General features: G+C 71.9%; 17 protein-coding genes. All 17 read left to right on the forward strand.

Going from position 1 to position 16,237, the window contains the following annotated elements:
- Window positions 1-6 precede the first annotated feature (6 nt).
- The gene (locus QCD66_RS20830) at window positions 7-1,080 is read left to right on the forward strand and encodes a class I SAM-dependent methyltransferase (RefSeq protein WP_375732828.1); all 1,074 of its coding nucleotides are present in this window, start codon (window positions 7-9) and stop codon (window positions 1,078-1,080) included.
- The gene (locus QCD66_RS20835; protein ID WP_364206869.1) at window positions 1,080-1,391 is read left to right on the forward strand and encodes a hypothetical protein; all 312 of its coding nucleotides are present in this window, start codon (window positions 1,080-1,082) and stop codon (window positions 1,389-1,391) included. The genes QCD66_RS20830 and QCD66_RS20835 overlap by 1 nt, the downstream gene beginning before the upstream one ends.
- On the forward strand, window positions 1,391-1,786 hold the full coding sequence (locus QCD66_RS20840) for a nuclear transport factor 2 family protein (RefSeq protein WP_357516219.1): 396 nt from the start codon (window positions 1,391-1,393) through the stop codon (window positions 1,784-1,786). Before QCD66_RS20835 ends, QCD66_RS20840 begins: the two co-directional genes overlap by 1 nt.
- A 14-nt stretch (window positions 1,787-1,800) precedes the next feature.
- The gene (locus tag QCD66_RS20845) at window positions 1,801-2,913 is read left to right on the forward strand and encodes an ABC transporter substrate-binding protein (RefSeq protein WP_375732829.1); all 1,113 of its coding nucleotides are present in this window, start codon (window positions 1,801-1,803) and stop codon (window positions 2,911-2,913) included.
- A 26-nt stretch (window positions 2,914-2,939) separates the two neighbouring features.
- The gene (locus QCD66_RS20850) at window positions 2,940-3,764 is read left to right on the forward strand and encodes an ABC transporter ATP-binding protein (RefSeq protein ID WP_357538979.1); all 825 of its coding nucleotides are present in this window, start codon (window positions 2,940-2,942) and stop codon (window positions 3,762-3,764) included.
- 30 nt (window positions 3,765-3,794) lie between these two features.
- Window positions 3,795-4,643: an ABC transporter permease gene (locus tag QCD66_RS20855; protein ID WP_375732830.1), complete on the forward strand. Its 849-nt coding sequence runs from the start codon at window positions 3,795-3,797 to the stop codon at window positions 4,641-4,643.
- Entirely contained in the window at window positions 4,640-5,398 is a 759-nt protein-coding gene (locus tag QCD66_RS20860) for an SDR family NAD(P)-dependent oxidoreductase (RefSeq protein ID WP_364206876.1), read from the forward strand. Before QCD66_RS20855 ends, QCD66_RS20860 begins: the two co-directional genes overlap by 4 nt.
- A gap of 24 nt (window positions 5,399-5,422) precedes the next feature.
- Window positions 5,423-6,784: a M20/M25/M40 family metallo-hydrolase gene (locus tag QCD66_RS20865; protein WP_375732831.1), complete on the forward strand. Its 1,362-nt coding sequence runs from the start codon at window positions 5,423-5,425 to the stop codon at window positions 6,782-6,784.
- 70 nt (window positions 6,785-6,854) lie between these two features.
- Window positions 6,855-7,670: an alpha/beta fold hydrolase gene (locus tag QCD66_RS20870; protein WP_375732832.1), complete on the forward strand. Its 816-nt coding sequence runs from the start codon at window positions 6,855-6,857 to the stop codon at window positions 7,668-7,670.
- A gap of 144 nt (window positions 7,671-7,814) precedes the next feature.
- Complete coding sequence (locus QCD66_RS20875) at window positions 7,815-8,255, forward strand: Ohr family peroxiredoxin (RefSeq protein WP_375732833.1); 441 nt, start codon at window positions 7,815-7,817, stop codon at window positions 8,253-8,255.
- Between the two features lie 60 nt (window positions 8,256-8,315).
- Window positions 8,316-9,221, forward strand: a complete 906-nt coding sequence (locus tag QCD66_RS20880; RefSeq protein ID WP_407566743.1) for an EamA family transporter — start codon at window positions 8,316-8,318, stop codon at window positions 9,219-9,221.
- Window positions 9,222-9,270: 49 nt separating this feature from the next.
- The gene (locus tag QCD66_RS20885) at window positions 9,271-10,131 is read left to right on the forward strand and encodes an IclR family transcriptional regulator (RefSeq protein ID WP_364206886.1); all 861 of its coding nucleotides are present in this window, start codon (window positions 9,271-9,273) and stop codon (window positions 10,129-10,131) included.
- An 81-nt stretch (window positions 10,132-10,212) separates the two neighbouring features.
- Window positions 10,213-11,427, forward strand: a complete 1,215-nt coding sequence (locus QCD66_RS20890) for a CaiB/BaiF CoA transferase family protein (protein WP_375732835.1) — start codon at window positions 10,213-10,215, stop codon at window positions 11,425-11,427.
- A gap of 106 nt (window positions 11,428-11,533) precedes the next feature.
- Complete coding sequence (locus QCD66_RS20895; protein ID WP_364206890.1) at window positions 11,534-12,379, forward strand: cyclase family protein; 846 nt, start codon at window positions 11,534-11,536, stop codon at window positions 12,377-12,379.
- Window positions 12,372-13,802 carry an MmgE/PrpD family protein gene (locus QCD66_RS20900; protein WP_375732836.1) on the forward strand — a complete coding sequence of 477 codons (1,431 nt, stop codon included), beginning with the start codon at window positions 12,372-12,374 and terminating at the stop codon, window positions 13,800-13,802. The genes QCD66_RS20895 and QCD66_RS20900 overlap by 8 nt, the downstream gene beginning before the upstream one ends.
- Window positions 13,799-15,259: a dihydroorotase family protein gene (locus QCD66_RS20905; RefSeq protein ID WP_364206894.1), complete on the forward strand. Its 1,461-nt coding sequence runs from the start codon at window positions 13,799-13,801 to the stop codon at window positions 15,257-15,259. The genes QCD66_RS20900 and QCD66_RS20905 overlap by 4 nt, the downstream gene beginning before the upstream one ends.
- A 5-nt stretch (window positions 15,260-15,264) precedes the next feature.
- Entirely contained in the window at window positions 15,265-16,131 is an 867-nt protein-coding gene (locus QCD66_RS20910; protein ID WP_375732837.1) for an HpcH/HpaI aldolase/citrate lyase family protein, read from the forward strand.
- Window positions 16,132-16,237 lie beyond the last annotated feature (106 nt).

The following is a 16,237-nucleotide window of genomic DNA, read 5'->3' on the forward strand; positions in this document are numbered from 1 at the left end:
CCCGACATGTTCGATGTCGAGGAACGGCTCACCCTGGACGAGCGTTCCGCCGTCGACTTCGTACTGAACCTGCGCAAGCGCTGGGCCGACACCGTCTACCCGGCACTCGCGCAGGAGTACCGTGCCACCGGCGAGCCGGCGGCCACCATCGACGACGCCGGGACCCGGCTGCGTGACCTGCCGCTCTATCCGTGGTTCAGCCACCTGGAGCGGGTGCAGCAGAAGATGCTGTGGAAGCTGGCCGGCGACGCGGTCCTGCGCCGCGCCGACGAGTTGATCGACCAGCTCGACCGGCCGGAGCGGCCGAAGGGCAACCTGGCGCTCGACGCCGGCCTGGACCTGCCGTCCTGGTACACCGACTACGACATCCACATCCAGCCCGGCGGGTTCTTCTCCGACGACCTGTCGGCGTACGTGTACGAGTTCGGCGCCCGGATCGTGATGCTGCGCGACAACGACGGCTACAAGTTCCACACGCTGTTCACCGACACCGCGCTGCCGGACGTACCCGGTGCGACCCGGGTCGTCGACATCGGCTGCGGATTCGGCAAGAGCACCCGTCCGCTGGTCGGCAGGTACCCGGGCGCGGAGGTGATCGGCGTCGACTTCGCCGCCCCCGGGCTGCGGCTGGCGCACGCCGAGGCCGAGGCCGCCGGCCTGGCGATCGACTTCCGGCAGGCCGACGGCCGCGCCACCGGCATCGAGGCGGACAGCTGCGACGTGGTCACCGGGACGATGGTCCTGCACGAGATGCCGGCCGAGGCGATCCGGGAAACCATCGTCGAGGCGGCCCGCCTGCTCAAGCCCGGCGGCGCCCTGCGGTTCCTGGAGTTCCAGCTCACCGGCGACCCGCTGCGCGACGCCACGGTGTACGAGCACGCCGAGCGCAACAACGAACCCTTCTTCCACGCGCTGTTCGGCAGCGACCTGCTGGAGATCTGCGCGCAGGCCGGTCTCACCGACGCCTCCTGGACCCCCTTCGACGAGCGCACCCACGGCGTACGGCCGGAGGGCTGGGGCGACCGGGTCGAGTGGCACTTCCCCTGGGCGGTCCTTTCCGCCACGAAGCCGGAGGCATGATGAGCAGCGAATTCGACTATCTGGGCGACCCGAAGACCAGCAAGCTGTTCGACCTGGTCCTCCAGCTCGCCACCGACCTGCACGTCACCCGCCAGCGGGTGCGGGCGCTGGAGACGCTGCTGGTGCGCGGCGGCCAGCTCGACGCCGACGCCGTCGACGGGTTCGAGCCGACCGGCGCCGAGCGGGTGGCGTTCGACGCCGACCGCGACGGGTTGCAGGCCCGGCTGATCCGCATCCTCACCGAGGACGGGCCGGCCGAGCACCCGCTGCGCAACCAGTGGGAAGCCGCGATCGAGACCCGCGGCCGCTGATGGGCACCGAGGACCCGGCCGGCCTGATCGACCGCTATCTACAGCTCTGCGAGGACCGCGAGCTGACCGAGGCCGGGCGGCTGCTCGCCCCCGGTGCGCTGATCGTCTTTCCGGGCGGCCGGGTCTTCGGTTCGCTGACCGAGATGGCCGCCGCCGCGACCGGACGGTACCGCTGGGTGCGCAAGCACCGCGACCGGTACCTGGTCGGGACCGAGGGCGACCGGATCTGTGTCACCTCGCTCGGGACGCTCTACGGGGAGGGCAACGACGGGGAGCCCTTCGACCGCATCCGCTACGCGGACGTGTTCCTCCTCCAGGACGGGCTGATCACCGAACAGCACGTCTACAACGACCTGGCCGTCGAACGACCGGCCATCGCCGATCCCGACTCGTGACGAGGTATTTCGAGATGAGACATGGAATACGGGTGTTCGTGGGGGCCCTCGCCGCCACCCTCGTACTGACCGGCTGCAACAGCGGCGACTCCGGCAGCGGCGGCGCCGACGGCGCCCCGGCCAAGCTGACCTTCGCCATCGCCTCCGCGGTGATCGGACCGAAGGAGGAGGTGGCCGCGTACGCGGTCGCGCAGGAACTCGGCTACTACGCCGAGGAGAACCTGACGGTGGAGACCATCAACACCGACGGCTCGGTGGCCGCGTTGCAGGCGGTCGCGTCCGGCAGCGCCAGCGTCACCGCCGCCGACAGCGGCTCGGTCCTCGGCGCGGTCGAGAAGAACGTGCCGGTCAAGGCGGTCGGCGGGCTGGTGCAGAACTGGCCCTGGGTGATGGCGGTCAAGCCGGACAGCCCGATCGCCAGCGGCGCCGACCTGCGCGGCAAGAAGATCGGCGTGATCAGCCTGGCGTCCGGCTCCGCACCGTACGCGCGGGCGTACGTCCGGGCCGCCGGCCTCGACCCCGAGAAGGACGTCGAACTGCTCCCGGTCGGGGTCGGCGCGCCGGCCGCGACGGCGCTCAACGGCGGCCAGGTCGACGCGCTGGCGCTCTACACCCAGGCGTACGCGGTCATGGAGAGCACCGGGACCCAACTGAAGTACCTGACCAACCCCGACTCGCTGACCGGCATCCGGTCGCTGTCGTGGGCGGTCAACGCGCGCTCGTTCGACGAGAACAGCGACGCCAACACCCGGTTCCTGCGGGCCTCGTACAAGGCGATGCTCTTCTCGGCGAAGAACCCCGAGGCGGCGATGCGGATCGGCTACAAGGTGTTCCCGCAGATCCTCGGCGGGCAGTCGGTCGAGTCGCGGATCGAGGCCGACACCAAGAGCCTCGTTGCGTGGCTGAAGACGGCCACCCCGGCGACCGGTACGCCGGAGGAGTTCCCGGACTGGGGCGCGATCAGCGACCAGGAATGGAACAAGACCATGGCCTACACCAAGGAGGCCGGTCAGATCACCGGTGACGTCGACCTGGGCGAGGTGTGGGATCCGAGCCTGCTCAGCGGCGCCAACGAGTTCGACAAGGCCGCGGTGCTGCAGCAGGCCGGCAGCTACACCGCGAACTAGCCGACCGACACCCGGAGGGAAACCCGATGGCCTACCGAACCGCGACCCGCCAGTTGCCGACGCCCGCCACGGTCGACGAAAGCTCCTGGATCGAGGTCGACGGCCTGCACAAGCTGTACCAGCCCCGCAAGTCCGAACCGACTCTCGCACTGAGCGACGTCAGTTTCACCGTACGGCGCGGCGAGTTCATCTCGGTCGTCGGGCCCTCCGGGTGCGGCAAGACCACCCTGCTGAAGATCCTGGCCGGGCTGAGCCCGAAGTCCCAGGGCACGGTCCGGATCGCCGGGCAGGAGGTGACCAAACCGCTGCCCCAGGTCGGGATGGTCTTCCAGGCGCCGACCCTGCTGCCCTGGCGGACCATCTTCGACAACGTGATGGTGCCGGCCGAGGTGCAGAAGCTCGACCCGGCCCGGCACCGCAAGCGGGCCCAGGAACTGCTGGAGATGGTGGGCCTGGACGGGTTCGAGCGGAAGTACCCGCACGAACTGAGCGGCGGCATGCAGCAGCGGGCCGGGATCTGCCGGGCCCTGGTGCACGACCCCGCCGTACTGCTGATGGACGAGCCGTTCGGCGCCCTGGACGCGATGACCCGCGAGTACATGAACGTGGAGCTGTTGCGGATCTGGCGGGAGAGCGGGCAGACAGCGGTGCTGGTCACCCACTCGATCCCGGAGGCGGTCTTCCTCTCCGACCGGGTCGTCGTGCTCAGCCCGCGTCCCGGCCGGATCGCCGAGATCATCTCCATCGACCTGGAGCGGCCCCGGGAACTCGGCGTGATGTCCTCGGACCGCGCCGGGGTCTACGTGGAACGCATCCGCCGCCACTTCAACGCCGCCGGCGTTATCGACTGACGGGGTGTCGTCATGGCAACAACGAATCCTGTGAAGGCACCGGACCGCCCGCGTACCGGACCCGTGCCGCCCGCGCCGGAGCCGGCCAAGACCCGGCGGCTCGACCTGCGGGAACGCCCGCAACTCTGGCTCGTCCCGACGGTCTTCGTCGTGGTCGTCCTGCTCTGGGAGTACGGCGTCCAGGTGCTCGGCGTCGACGAGTACGTGCTGCCGCGCCCGACGCAGATCGTCGACGCGCTGTGGCTGCAGCTCACCAACGACCTGTTCTGGGGACACCTGTGGGTGACCACCCAGGAGGCGCTGGTCGGTTTCGCCATCGGGGTGGGTGCCGCGGTCCTGCTGGGCACGTTCATCTCCCAGATCAAGATCGTCGAGGCCACCCTGATGCCGTACATCGTGGCCTTCCAGACGGTGCCGAAGGTCGCGCTGGCGCCGCTGTTCGTGGTCTGGTTCGGCTTCGGCCTGACCAGCAAGATCGTGATGGCCGCGGTGATCTCGTTCTTCCCGATGCTGGTCAACGTGATCGAGGGGCTGCGGGCCGCCGACGCCGACAAGATCCAGATGCTGACCGTGTTCGGCGCCAACAAGATGCAGATCTTCCGGATGGTCCGGCTGCCCAGCGCCCTGCCGTTCATCTTCGCCGGGCTCGACATCGGCATCGTCTTCGCGATCCTCGGCGCGGTCGTCGGTGAGTTCATCGGCGCCAAGGAGGGGCTGGGCTATCTGCTCCTGCAGACCAACTACAACTTCGACATCGCCGGGATGTTCGCGGTGCTGGTCGTGCTGTCGGTGATGGGTCTGCTGGCGCACTTCGTGATCCGGCTGGTTCAGCGCAAGGTCGCGTTCTGGGCCGAGGACACGAAGGTGATCGGGGCGTGAGCGAGCGAACCGGTGACCCGAATCGGTTCGACGGGCGGGTCGCGCTGGTCACCGGCGCGGCCCGGGGCATCGGGGCGCGGATCGCGGCGACCCTGGCCGCACGCGGCGCGGCAGTCGCCCAGGCCGACGTGCTCGACCCGACCGGGTGGCCCGCCGACGAGTTGCCCGGCCCGCACAGCCGGCACGTGGTCGACGTCCGGTCGGCCGCGTCGTGCGCCGACCTGGTGGCCGCCGTACTCGACCGGCACGGGCGGCTCGACCTGCTGGTCAACAATGCCGGCGTGGTCCGCCGTGGGCCGGCCGCCACGATGTCGGAGCAGGACTTCACCGACGTCCTCGACGTCAACCTGACCGGCACGTTCCGGATGTGCCGGGCCGCGTACCCGGCCCTGCGTGCCGGCGGCGGGTCGGTGGTCAACATCGGCTCCACCAACGGACACATCGCGGTACTCGACACGCTCGGCTACTGCGTCAGCAAGGCCGGGGTCATGCACATGGCCCGGGTGCTGGCGCTGGAGTGGGCTCCCGACCGGATCCGGGTCAACGCGGTCGGCCCCACCATCGTCCCCACCGACATGACCAGCGACCTGCGCGACGATCCGGACTATCTGACGGCCAAGCTGGCCACCATCCCGCTCGGCCGGATGGCCGGCGAGCAGGACGTCGCGAACGCCGTCGCGTTCCTGCTCAGTGACGCCGCGGCCATGACGACCGGCCAGACGGTCTTCGTCGACGGCGGCGTCACCATCCACTGACCACACCCCTGCGAAGGAGCAACCATGTCATCGCCGGACACCAGGGCGGTCCTCGACGCGGTCGACGCGCACTTCGACACCTTCGTCGACGAACTGCAACAGTTGTGCCGGATCCGCAGCCGGCGGCAGGAGCCGGAGCAGATGGCGGCCGCCGCCGAGTTCATCGCCGGATCGGTGCGCCGCTGGGGCGGCACCGCCGACATCGTGCCGTGGTCCGACTCGCACCCGTACGTCCTCGGCGAGATCGCCGGTGGACAGCGGGCGCTGCTGCACTTCAACCACTACGACGTGGAGGTCGAGCCGGCCGGCGACGACGCCGACTGGATCAGCCCGCCGTACGCGGCGGAGATCCACGACGGGAAGCTCTACGCCCGCGGCGTCGCTGACGACAAGGGCGCGCTGATGTCCCGGATCCACGCCGCCGCGGCGTGGCGGCTGGCCGGACTGACCCCGCCGGTGACCAGTCGCTACCTGATCGAGGGCAAGCAGTGGCTGCACTCCCCCGGCCTCGGCTCGTTCGTCGAGGCGCACGCCGACCGGCTGACCAGCGACGGCACCCTGTGGGAGAACTCCTGGATCGACGCCAACGGACGGCCGCTGCTGAAGCTCAGCGAGAAGGGCGTGCTCTACCTGCGGCTGTCGGTGCGTACCCTGCCGCGCGACCTGACCAGCCAGAACACGATCCTGCTGGCGTCGGCCACGACCCGGCTGGCGGCCGCGCTGGCCGCGTTGCAGCGCCCCGACGGCACGGTGCTCGTACCCGGGTTCGCCGACGGGGCGCGGCCGGTGACCGACGCCGAACGTGACCTGCTGGCGGAGGTCGCGTTCGACGGCGACTTCCTGCGGGGCCGGGCCGGGGTCACCGGGTTCCTCGGCGGGCTCGACGACCGGCAGGCGGCGGTGGCGATCCGCACCGTGCCGACGCTGACGGTGGCCGGCTTCGAGGGCGGCGACATGCGCGACGACGTGACGCTGGGCATCCCGTCCCTGGCCCGGGCCAAGGTCGAGATCCGGCTGATCGCCGGCCAGGACCCGCAGCGGGTGCTGGACGCGGTGCGCAAGCACCTGGCCGATAGCGGCTTCTCCGACGTCGACGTCGAGGTGATGGCGACCAGCCGGCCGAACCTGACCGACCACCGCGACCCGTTCGTCACCCTGGTAGCCGACGCGGCCCGCCGGGTGTACGGCACCGAGCCGGTGGTCGAGCCGTACACGCAGTGGATCGGCAACCAGGGGGTGCTGGCCGGCCGGCCGATCGTCGGTGTGGGGGTGTCCCGCGCGGACTCCGGTGTGGACGGTCCGAACGAGCAGATCCGGCTCGACGACTACCGGGACGGCATCAGACACGTGGTCGAGGTCATGGCGGCGATGGGAGGGACGGCGTGAGCGAGCGCAGCGAGCGAACCATCAGGCTCGGTTTCGGACACGACGGCGCCGAGCGCAGCGAGGTGACGGCGTGACCAGGTTCAGGGGGAACGGCCGGCGGGGATACGTGGACCTGCCGTGGGGGCAGGTGCACTACCGGCACGGCGGCAAGCCGGACCAGCCGGTGCTGCTGGTGCTGCACCAGTCGCCGCTGTCGTCGGCGACGTACGACGCGGTGCTGGAACCGCTGGCCGAGCGCGGGGTGCGGACGGTCGCCGTCGACACCCCCGGGTTCGGGATGTCGGATCCGCCGCCGCGACCGTGGTCCATTCCGGAGTACGCCGACGCGGTGTGGCAGATCGCCGACGCGCTGGGCCTGACCGCGGTGCATCTGCTCGGCCAGCACACCGGGGCGGTCATCGGGGCGCAGGCGGCGCTGCTGGCGCCCGGCCGGGTGCACCGGCTGATCCTGCAGGGCCTGCCGCTGTACGACGAGGCCGAGCGGAAGTCCAAGGTGGAGTCGTACGCGCCGGGGTACGTGCCGGACCGCGACGGCAGCCACCTGCGGGTGATCTGGGACCGGGTCTACGGGCTGTACCCGCGGCTGACCCCGGCGGAGGCGGACCGGCAGGTGGCGGAGTACCTGATGACCGGGCCGGACTACGCGACCGCGTACCGGGCGGTCTTCGCGCACCGGATGGACACGGACGCGTTGGCGGCGATCCCGACGGTGCTGCTGCACGGCGGCGACGACCTGGTGGACCGGATGACGCCGGTGGTGACGGCGGCGCTGCCGCACGCGCCGCTGGTCACGATCCCCGGCGGTACGGACTTCGTCGCCGACGAGCAGCCGGAGGCGTTCGCCGACGCGGTCGCCGCCCAGGTGCTCGGCGAGGTGGCACCGTGAGCGAGCGCAGCGAGCGAACCATCAGGCACAGGCTCGAACACGGCGACGCCGAGCGCAGCGAGGTGGCACCGTGAGCGAGCGCAGCGAGCGAACCATCAGGCACAGGCTCGAACACGGCGACGCCGAGCGCAGCGAGGTGGCACCGTGAGCGAGCATGCGATCCGGGACACGGTCTACACCGCGTCGGTGCGGGTCTCCGGTGGTCGGGGCGGGAGGGCGGAGTCGCTCACCGGCTCGTTCCGGGCGACGCTGACCCGGCCGGCGGAGCGTGGCCCGGACGCCCCGGGCACCGATCCGGAGGAGTTGTTCGCCGCCGGCTACGCGGCCTGCTTCGACAGCGCGCTCGCGGCGGTCGGCCGGCGGGAGCGGATCACGTTGGGGGCGACCGAGGTCACCGCCTCGGTGTCGCTGGGCACCACCGACGGCGGCGGGTACGCGATCGCCGTACTGCTGGAGGTGAGTGCTCCGTCGTGCCCCCGGGCGGACCTGGAGCGGGCGGTGGCCGCGGCGCACCTGCTGTGCCCGTACTCGAACGCCGTTCGCGGCAACACTCCGGTGACGATCCGGATCGATGGTCAGGACTGAGTACCTTCCGGGCCGGCCACCGCCGTCGGCGGTGGCCGGGACGGGGGACGCGCGGCGTTGGTGACGGGGCTCGCCCTGATCTACACGCTGTGGGGTTCGACCTACCTGGGCAACCGGGTGGCGCTGGAGAGTCTGCCGCCGATGGTGATGACCGCGGGCCGGTTCCTGCTCGCCGCGGTGGTCCTGCTCCTGCTCTCCCGGCTGCGGCGGAACCCGGCGCGGCTCGTGCCGGGCCGGGCCGAGTTCGCGGGTGTGGCGGTGACCGGGATCCTGCTGATCGGGGCCGGCAGCACGCTGCTGGCGGTCGGCCAGCAGTACATCGACTCCGGGCTGGCATCGCTGGTGGTGGCCGCCGTGCCGCTGTGGGTGCTGGGGCTGCGGATCGGTTCGGGTGAGCGGCCGGCGGCGCTGGTGCTGGTCGGGGTGCTGGGCGGGGTGGCCGGGCTGGCCGTGCTGCTGGTCGCGCCGGGCACCGGGATCCACCTGGCCGGCACGTTGACGGTGCTGCTGGGCAGCGGGATCTGGGCGGTCGGCTCGTGGCTGTCGCAGCGGCTGGCGCAGCCGGCGGATCCGATGGTCGGCATCGCCTGGCAGATGCTGGTCGGCGGGCTGGCGGTGGCGCTGGTCGCCGTGCTCTCCGGTGAGCTGGGCCGGCTGCGGCCGGCCGAGGTGACCGGGCGGTCGTGGCTGGCGTGGGGCTATCTGCTGGTGGTCGGCACGGTCGTCGGGTACAGCGTCTACGCCTGGCTGCTGCGCAACGCGCCGTTGCAGCTCGTCGCGACGTACGCGTACGTCAATCCGGTCGTCGCGGTCGGGTTGGGGATGATGGTGCTCGATGAGCGGTTGACCAGCCGACAGGCGCTCGCCGGGGTGTTCGTACTCGCCTCGGTGGCCCTGGTCGTGGCGGTGGAACGTCCCCGGCCTCGGTCGCCCTCGTCGCCCCCTCCACCGGCGGCACCCACCTAGGCTCCGGTTTGCCGGCCTGGCACACATCGGACAGACAGCGAGGATCTCGATGACCATCTCAACTGCCATCGACAGCGAGGACAGCCGTACCCGTTCCGGTCTGGGCCGGGCGCTCGCGGTGATCAACATGATCGCCGAGCGCTCGCCGCAGACGCTGGGCGTGTCGACGATCGCGCGTGAGCTGGAGCTGCCCAAGGCGGTGGCGCACCGGATCCTCAAGGAGCTGGTCGGCGACGGTTTCCTCGGCTTCGACGAGGAGACCAAGCAGTACCGGCTCGGCCCGGGGGCGCTGGCGGTGGGGTTGGCCGCGTTGCGGGCGTTGAACGTGCCGGACATCGCCCGGCGTTACATGGTGCGGCTGGTCCGGGCGACCGGGGAGACGGCGACGCTGTCGATGCGGCAGGGCTGGTCGCGGGTGTACGTCGACCAGGTGCTGTCGCCGCACGAGGTGCGGATGTCGGTGTCGCTGGGGACGAGTCATCCGCTGCACTCGGGTTCGTCGTCGAAGGCGATCCTGGCGGCCCTGCCGGACGCGGAGATCGAGGACTACCTCGACAACCACGGACTGGAGCGGGTGACACCGGCGACGATCACCTCGGTCACCCGGCTGCGCGAGGAGATCGTCCGGATCCGGGAGCAGGGTTTCGCGGTCAGTCTCGGTGAGCGGCAGTCCGGGGCGGGCAGTGTGGCGGCGGCGGTGCGGTATTCGACCGGCCAGGTGTTCGGTTCGTTGTCGCTGTGCGGGCCGCAGGACCGGTTCGATCCGCGGACGTGCGCGGCGCACGGGGCGCTGGTCGCGGAGGCCGCCGCCGAGATCTCGGCCGAGATCGGCTTCCGTACGGCGCCGCGGCAGGCCGGGGCCCGTGACGGGGCGGTTTCGGACCCGCAACCCCTGGTCCTTCGAACGTGAGCGTGTTTAGGATGACGACGATTCTGTTCAGCGGAATGGCGTTTCGCTCAGCCGAACAGACTGACCGTGTGGGAGGTACCCGTGGGTGACGGACCGCTCGAAGGACTCCGGGTTCTCGACATCTCGACGATCCTCGCCGGACCGCTCTGCTGCCAGATCCTCGGCGACTTCGGCGCCGACGTGGTCAAGGTCGAGCACCCGGTGGCCGGCGACAGCATGCGTGGGCACGGCAGCGCCAAGGACGGCCATCCACTGTGGTGGAAGGAGATCTCCCGCAACAAGCGGACGATCGGCCTCAACCTCTCGGCACCCGACGGCGCGGCGCTGCTGCTACGCCTGGCCGAGCGGACCGACGTACTGGTGGAGAACTTCCGGCCGGGCACGCTGGAGCGCTGGGGCATCGGCCCGGCCGAGCTGCACCGGGTCAACCCGCGCCTGGTGATCGTGCGGATCACCGGATTCGGGCAGACCGGGCCGTACGCCGCCCGGGCCGGGTTCGGCACCCTGGCCGAGGCGATGAGCGGCTTCGCCCACCTGACCGGCGCGCCGGACGGGCCGCCGACCCTGCCGGCGTTCGGGCTGGCCGACAGCATCTGCGGGATCGCCGCCTCGTCGGCGGTGATGATGGCGCTGTGGCACCGCGACCGCCCCGGCGCCGGCGACACGACCGGCACCGGGCAGGTCATCGACATGAACCTGCTCGAACCGATCATGACCGCCGTCGGACCCGGCCCGACCGTCTACGACCAGCTCGGCGTCGTCGGCACCCGCAACGGCAACCGGTCGGTCAACAACGCGCCGCGCAACACCTACCGGACCAAGGACGGTGCCTGGGTCGCCATCTCGACCAGCGCGCAGACCATCGCCGAACGGGTGCTGCACCTGGTCGGCCACCCCGAGGTGATCGACGAACCGTGGTTCCGCACCGGCGCCGGGCGGGCCGCGCACGCCGACGAACTCGACGGGTACGTCGGCGCCTGGATCGGCGAGCGGACCCGCGACGAGGTCGCCGACGCCTTCGCCACCGCGGGCGCGGCCGTCGCGCCGGTCTACACCGCCAAGGACATCGTCGAGGACCCGCACGTCCAGGCCACCGAGATGATCACCACGGTGGACGATCCCGACCTCGGCCCGATGCGGATGCACAACGTCATGTGGCGGATGGCGCGGACGCCGGGCCGGATCAGGTTCACCGGCCGGGCGCCCGGCGCCGACACCGAAGCCCTGCTGGTCGACGAGCTCGGGTGTGACCCGTCCGAGATCGCCGACCTCCGCAGCCGTCAGATCGTCGCCTAGCGACGCGGACCCCCTGTCGCGACGCGGCGACAGCCGACCCACCGGTCGCGTGGCGACGGCGGCGATCCAGCCGTCGGCGACGCGACGTACAGAAACGCGAGGAACCGTGACCGCGACCAGCCACACCACCACGACCGACCGCCTGCTCGCCGCCGTCCAGGCCGGGGTCGAGGTCTACGACCTCGGCCGGCGGCTCTTCTTCGGCATGCCGCAGTCGCCGAACCATCCGGCGTTCCTGCTGACCCTGCCCCGCCGGCACGGCGACATGGTGCGCGCCGACGGCGGTTCCGCGGCCAACGACCTGCTCGTGATGGGCACCCACGTCGGCACGCACGTCGACGCGCTGGCCCACGTCTCGCAGGACGGCCGGCTGCACGGCGGCGCCGACGCGTCGGCGGCCGGGGCCGGCGGCCGGTACGTCGAACTCGGCGTACACACGATCGCGCCGATGGTCCGCCGGGGCGTGCTGCTGGACGTACCGGCCGCGCTCGGGCAGGAGTTCAGCCCGGCCGGGTACGAGGTCACCCCGGACGACCTCGACGCGACGGTGGCCCGCCAGGGCACGCCCGTCGGGGCCGGTGACGTGGTGCTGATCCGCACCGGGTGGGGCCGGCACTTCGACGATCCGGACCGGACCAGGTACGTCGGGCACGACTCCGGCGTACCCGGGGTCGGTGCGGACGGCGCCCGGTGGCTCGCCGACCGGCGGGTGCACGCCGCCGGCGCCGACACGATCGCCTTCGAGCGGCTCGCCCCCGGCGCCGGACACAGCGCGCTGCCGGCGCACCGGATCCTGCTGGTCGAGCACGGCATCTACCTGATCGAGGCGATGGACCTCGACGGGATCGCCGCCGCCGGGGTGCACGAGTTCACCTTCGTCATGGCGCCGCTGCCACTGTTCGGCGCCACCGGCTCGCCGGTCCGGCCGCTGGCGGTGGTCTCCCGTGGCTGAGACCCTGGCCCGAAGGCTCGCGGACTTCGCCGCCGGCACCGGCTACGACGCGCTGCCCGAGCCGGTCGTCGACAGCGTCCGCAAGCGGATCCTGGACATCCTCGGCCTGTGCGTCGCGGCCGGCCCGCTGCCGACCAGCCGGGCCGCGCTGGCGTACGTCGCCGAACAGGGCGGGCGCGGGCAGGCCCGGGTGATCGGGCTGGCCGAAGCGGTGCCGGCGCCGCTGGCCGCGTTCGGCAACGGGGTGCTGGCACACTCGCTCGACTACGACGACACCCATCTGCCGTCGGTGCTGCACCCGAGCGCGGCGGTGGTACCGGCCGCGCTGGCCGCCGCCGAACTGGCCGGGGCGTCCGGCCGGGACACCGTCGCGGCGGTCGCGGTCGGCCTGGAGGTCTGCGTACGCCTCGGCATGGCCGGCTACGACCTCAAGGCCGGCAACTCGGTCTTCTTCGAGCACGGGCAGCACGCCACCTCGATCTGCGGGGCGCTCGGCGGCGCGGTCGCCGCGGGCCGGCTGCTCGGGCTCTCCGCCGACGGCATCCTGGACTCGCTCGGCGTCGCCGCGTCGATGGCGTCCGGGCTGATCGAGGCGAACCGCACCGGCGGCACCGTCAAGCGCATCCACTGTGGATGGTCGGCGCACTCGGCGGTGAGCGCCGCGCTGCTGGCCCGGCACGGGATCACCGGCCCACCGACGGTGCTGGAGGGACGGTTCGGCTTCTTCGAGGCGTTCCTGCGCGGCGAGTACGACCCGGCGGCGGTCACCGACGGGCTCGGCACCGACTGGTCGGTGCCCGGGATCTTCTTCAAGCCGTACCCGGCGAACCACTTCACGCACGCGGCGATCGACGCCGCGACGGCGCTGCGCGCCCGGGGACTGGACGTCGACGACATCGAGTCGATCACGCTCGGCGCGCCGACCGCGGTGATCCGCACGATCGGACAGCCGATCGAGGTCAAGCGGGCGCCGGAGACCGGTTACCAGGCGCAGTTCAGCGGCCCGTACGCGGTCGTCGCCGGGCTGCTCGGCGGTGGCGGGCTGGGTGTGGGGCTCGGCGACTTCACCGACGAGCTGGCCCGGGATCCGCGCCGCCGGGCGTTGATGGCCCGGGTCGAGGTGGTACCCGACGAGCGGTGCGACGCCATCTTCCCGAGCCAGTTCCCGGCCGTGCTGCGGGTCCGCACCCGCGACGGCGGGGAATGGGTCGAGGAGGTGCTGACCAACCGTGGCGGCCCGGACCGGCCGCTGTCCGACGCGGAACTGGCGACGAAGTTCCGGGACAACGTCGCGGGCCGGCTGCCCGCCGCGACCGTGGAACTGATCGAAGCGGAGGTCGCCCGGCTCGACCGGGCGGCCGGAATCGACGTACTGATGGCCCTGGCCGCGGGTCCGGTCATCGACCTTGAGGAGACACCATGACGGCGTTCGATCTGTTGCTGCGCAACGTACGGGTGGTCCGGCACGACAGCGCCGAACCCGAGCTGACCGACATCGGCGTGGTCGACGGCCGGATCGCGCGGATCGCGCCCGGGATCGATCCCGCCACCGCGACGTCGGTGGTGGACGGCGGCGGCAAACTCGCCTTCCCCGGCGTCGTCGACGCCCACCAGCACTGGGGGATCTACAACCCGCTGCCGGAGGACACCGCGTCGGAGAGCCGCGCCAGTGCGCAGGGCGGCGTGACGACCGCGCTGAACTACATGCGGACCGGCCAGTACTACCTCAACCGCGGCGGTGCGTACGCCGACTTCTTCCCCGAGGTGCTGGCGGCGGCGGAGGGCCGGTCGTACGTCGACTACGCCTTCCACCTCGCGCCGATGTCGCGCGAACACATCACCGAACTCCCCCACCTGGTCGAGTCCGGGGTCACCTCGTTCAAGATCTTCATGTTCTACGGCAGCCACGGCCTGCACGGCCGCTCCGCCGACCAGAACTCGTTCCTGATGATCCCCGACGGCGAGCGTTACGACTACGCCCACTTCGAGTTCGTCATGCGGGGCGTGCAGGCGGTCCGGGAACGGTTCCCCGACCTCGCCGACCAGATCTCGCTGTCGCTGCACTGCGAGACCGCCGAGATCATGAGCGCGTACACGAAGATGGTCGAGGAGGAGGGCACGCTGTCCGGGTTGGCCGCCTACCACGCCTCCCGGCCGCCGCACTCCGAAGGGCTGGCGGTGTCGATCGCCGCCTACCTGGCGCACGAGACCGGCCTGCCGAACATCAACCTGCTGCACCTGTCGTCGGCGAAGGCGGTCGACGCGGCGCTGCGGATGGCGAAGGCGTTCCCGCACATCGACTTCCGGCGGGAGGTCACCATCGGGCACCTGGTCGCCGACATCACCACCGCACACGGGCTCGGCGGCAAGGTCAACCCGCCGCTGCGGCCACGCGAGGACGTCGAGGCACTGTGGACACACGTACTCGACGGCGAGATCGACTGGGTGGTCAGCGACCACGCCTGCTGCCGCGACGAGCAGAAGTTCGGCGAGCCCCGGGACGACATCTTCGTGGCCAAGTCCGGCTTCGGCGGTGCCGAATACCTGCTGCCCGGCCTGCTCACCGAGGCGGCCCGGCGCGGCCTGTCGCACCAGCGGGTCGCGCAGTTGACGTCGTGGAACCCGGCGCGACGGTTCGGCCTGACCGCCAAGGGCGCGCTCGCCGAGGGCTACGACGCCGACCTCTGCCTGGTCGAGGAGGGCACCCCGTGGGTCGTCCGGGCCCAGGACTCCGAGTCGACGCAGGAGTACACCCCGTTCGAGGGCTTCAAGATGACCGCCCGGGTCACCGACACGTTCCTGCGCGGCCGGCAGGTGCTCGCCGCCGGCCGGGTGGTCGGTGAACCCACCGGCCGGTACGTCTCCCGGTCGGGCCGGTAGCCGCGGTGGACCCGGTCGCCCGCAGCTATCTCTACGTCCCGGCCGACCGGGAGAGGCTGCTCGCCAAGGCGCACGGCCGGGGGGCCGACGCCCTCATCCTCGACCTCGAGGACGCGGTCACCCCGGCGAACAAGGACACGGCCCGGGCTGCCGCCGCCGCGTACCTGGCGGCACCGCCCGACGGCCGGTTCTGGGTACGGATCAACAGCGACCGCGTCGAGCAGGACGTGGCCGCGGTGGCCGGCCCGGCGCTGACCGGGGTCTGGGTGCCGAAGGCGGAACCGGAACTGCTCGCCACCGTCGACGCGGCGCTGTCCGCGGCGGAGCGGCGGCTCGGCCTGGCCGACCGTACGTTCGGTGTGGTCGCCCTGATCGAGACCGCCCGGGGCGTGCTCCGGCTGGAGCAGATCACGTCGGCGCCCCGGGTGCTCCGGCTCGGGCTCGGCGAGGCGGACCTGGCCGGCGAGATCGGCGTCCAGCCGGGACCGGACGGGGCGGAGCTGGCCCCGATCCGGTCCCAGGTGGTCGTCGCGTCGGCCGCGGCCGGGATCACCGCCCCGGTCGGGCCGGTCGAGACGGTGCTGCGTGATCCGGACCGGCTGGCCGGCACCACCCGGGCGCTGCTGCGGCAGGGCTTCCGGGCCCGGACGGCCGTGCATCCCGATCAGCTCGCCACGATCAACGAGGTCTTCACCCCGTCGGCGGCCGAGGTCGCCGCGGCCCGCGAGGTGCTGGACGCGCTGGCCGCCGCGGAGCGGCAGGGAACCGGGATCGCCACCCAGGCCAGTGGCCAGATGCTGGACCGGGCCGTGGTCCGCGCGGCCAGTGAGGTGCTCCGCCGGGCCGTTCCGGACGGACCGGACCGGGGCTGACCGGCGCTGCCGGACGGCGTGGTCCTGCCGCACCATGATCCGCGTGATCAGGGAAATTCCGGCCCGACCCGCCGACGACACGCGCGGCGTACTCCCTGATCACGCG

Source organism: Polymorphospora sp. A560 (genome assembly GCF_045781765.1).
Classification (GTDB): domain Bacteria; phylum Actinomycetota; class Actinomycetes; order Mycobacteriales; family Micromonosporaceae; genus Polymorphospora; species Polymorphospora lycopeni.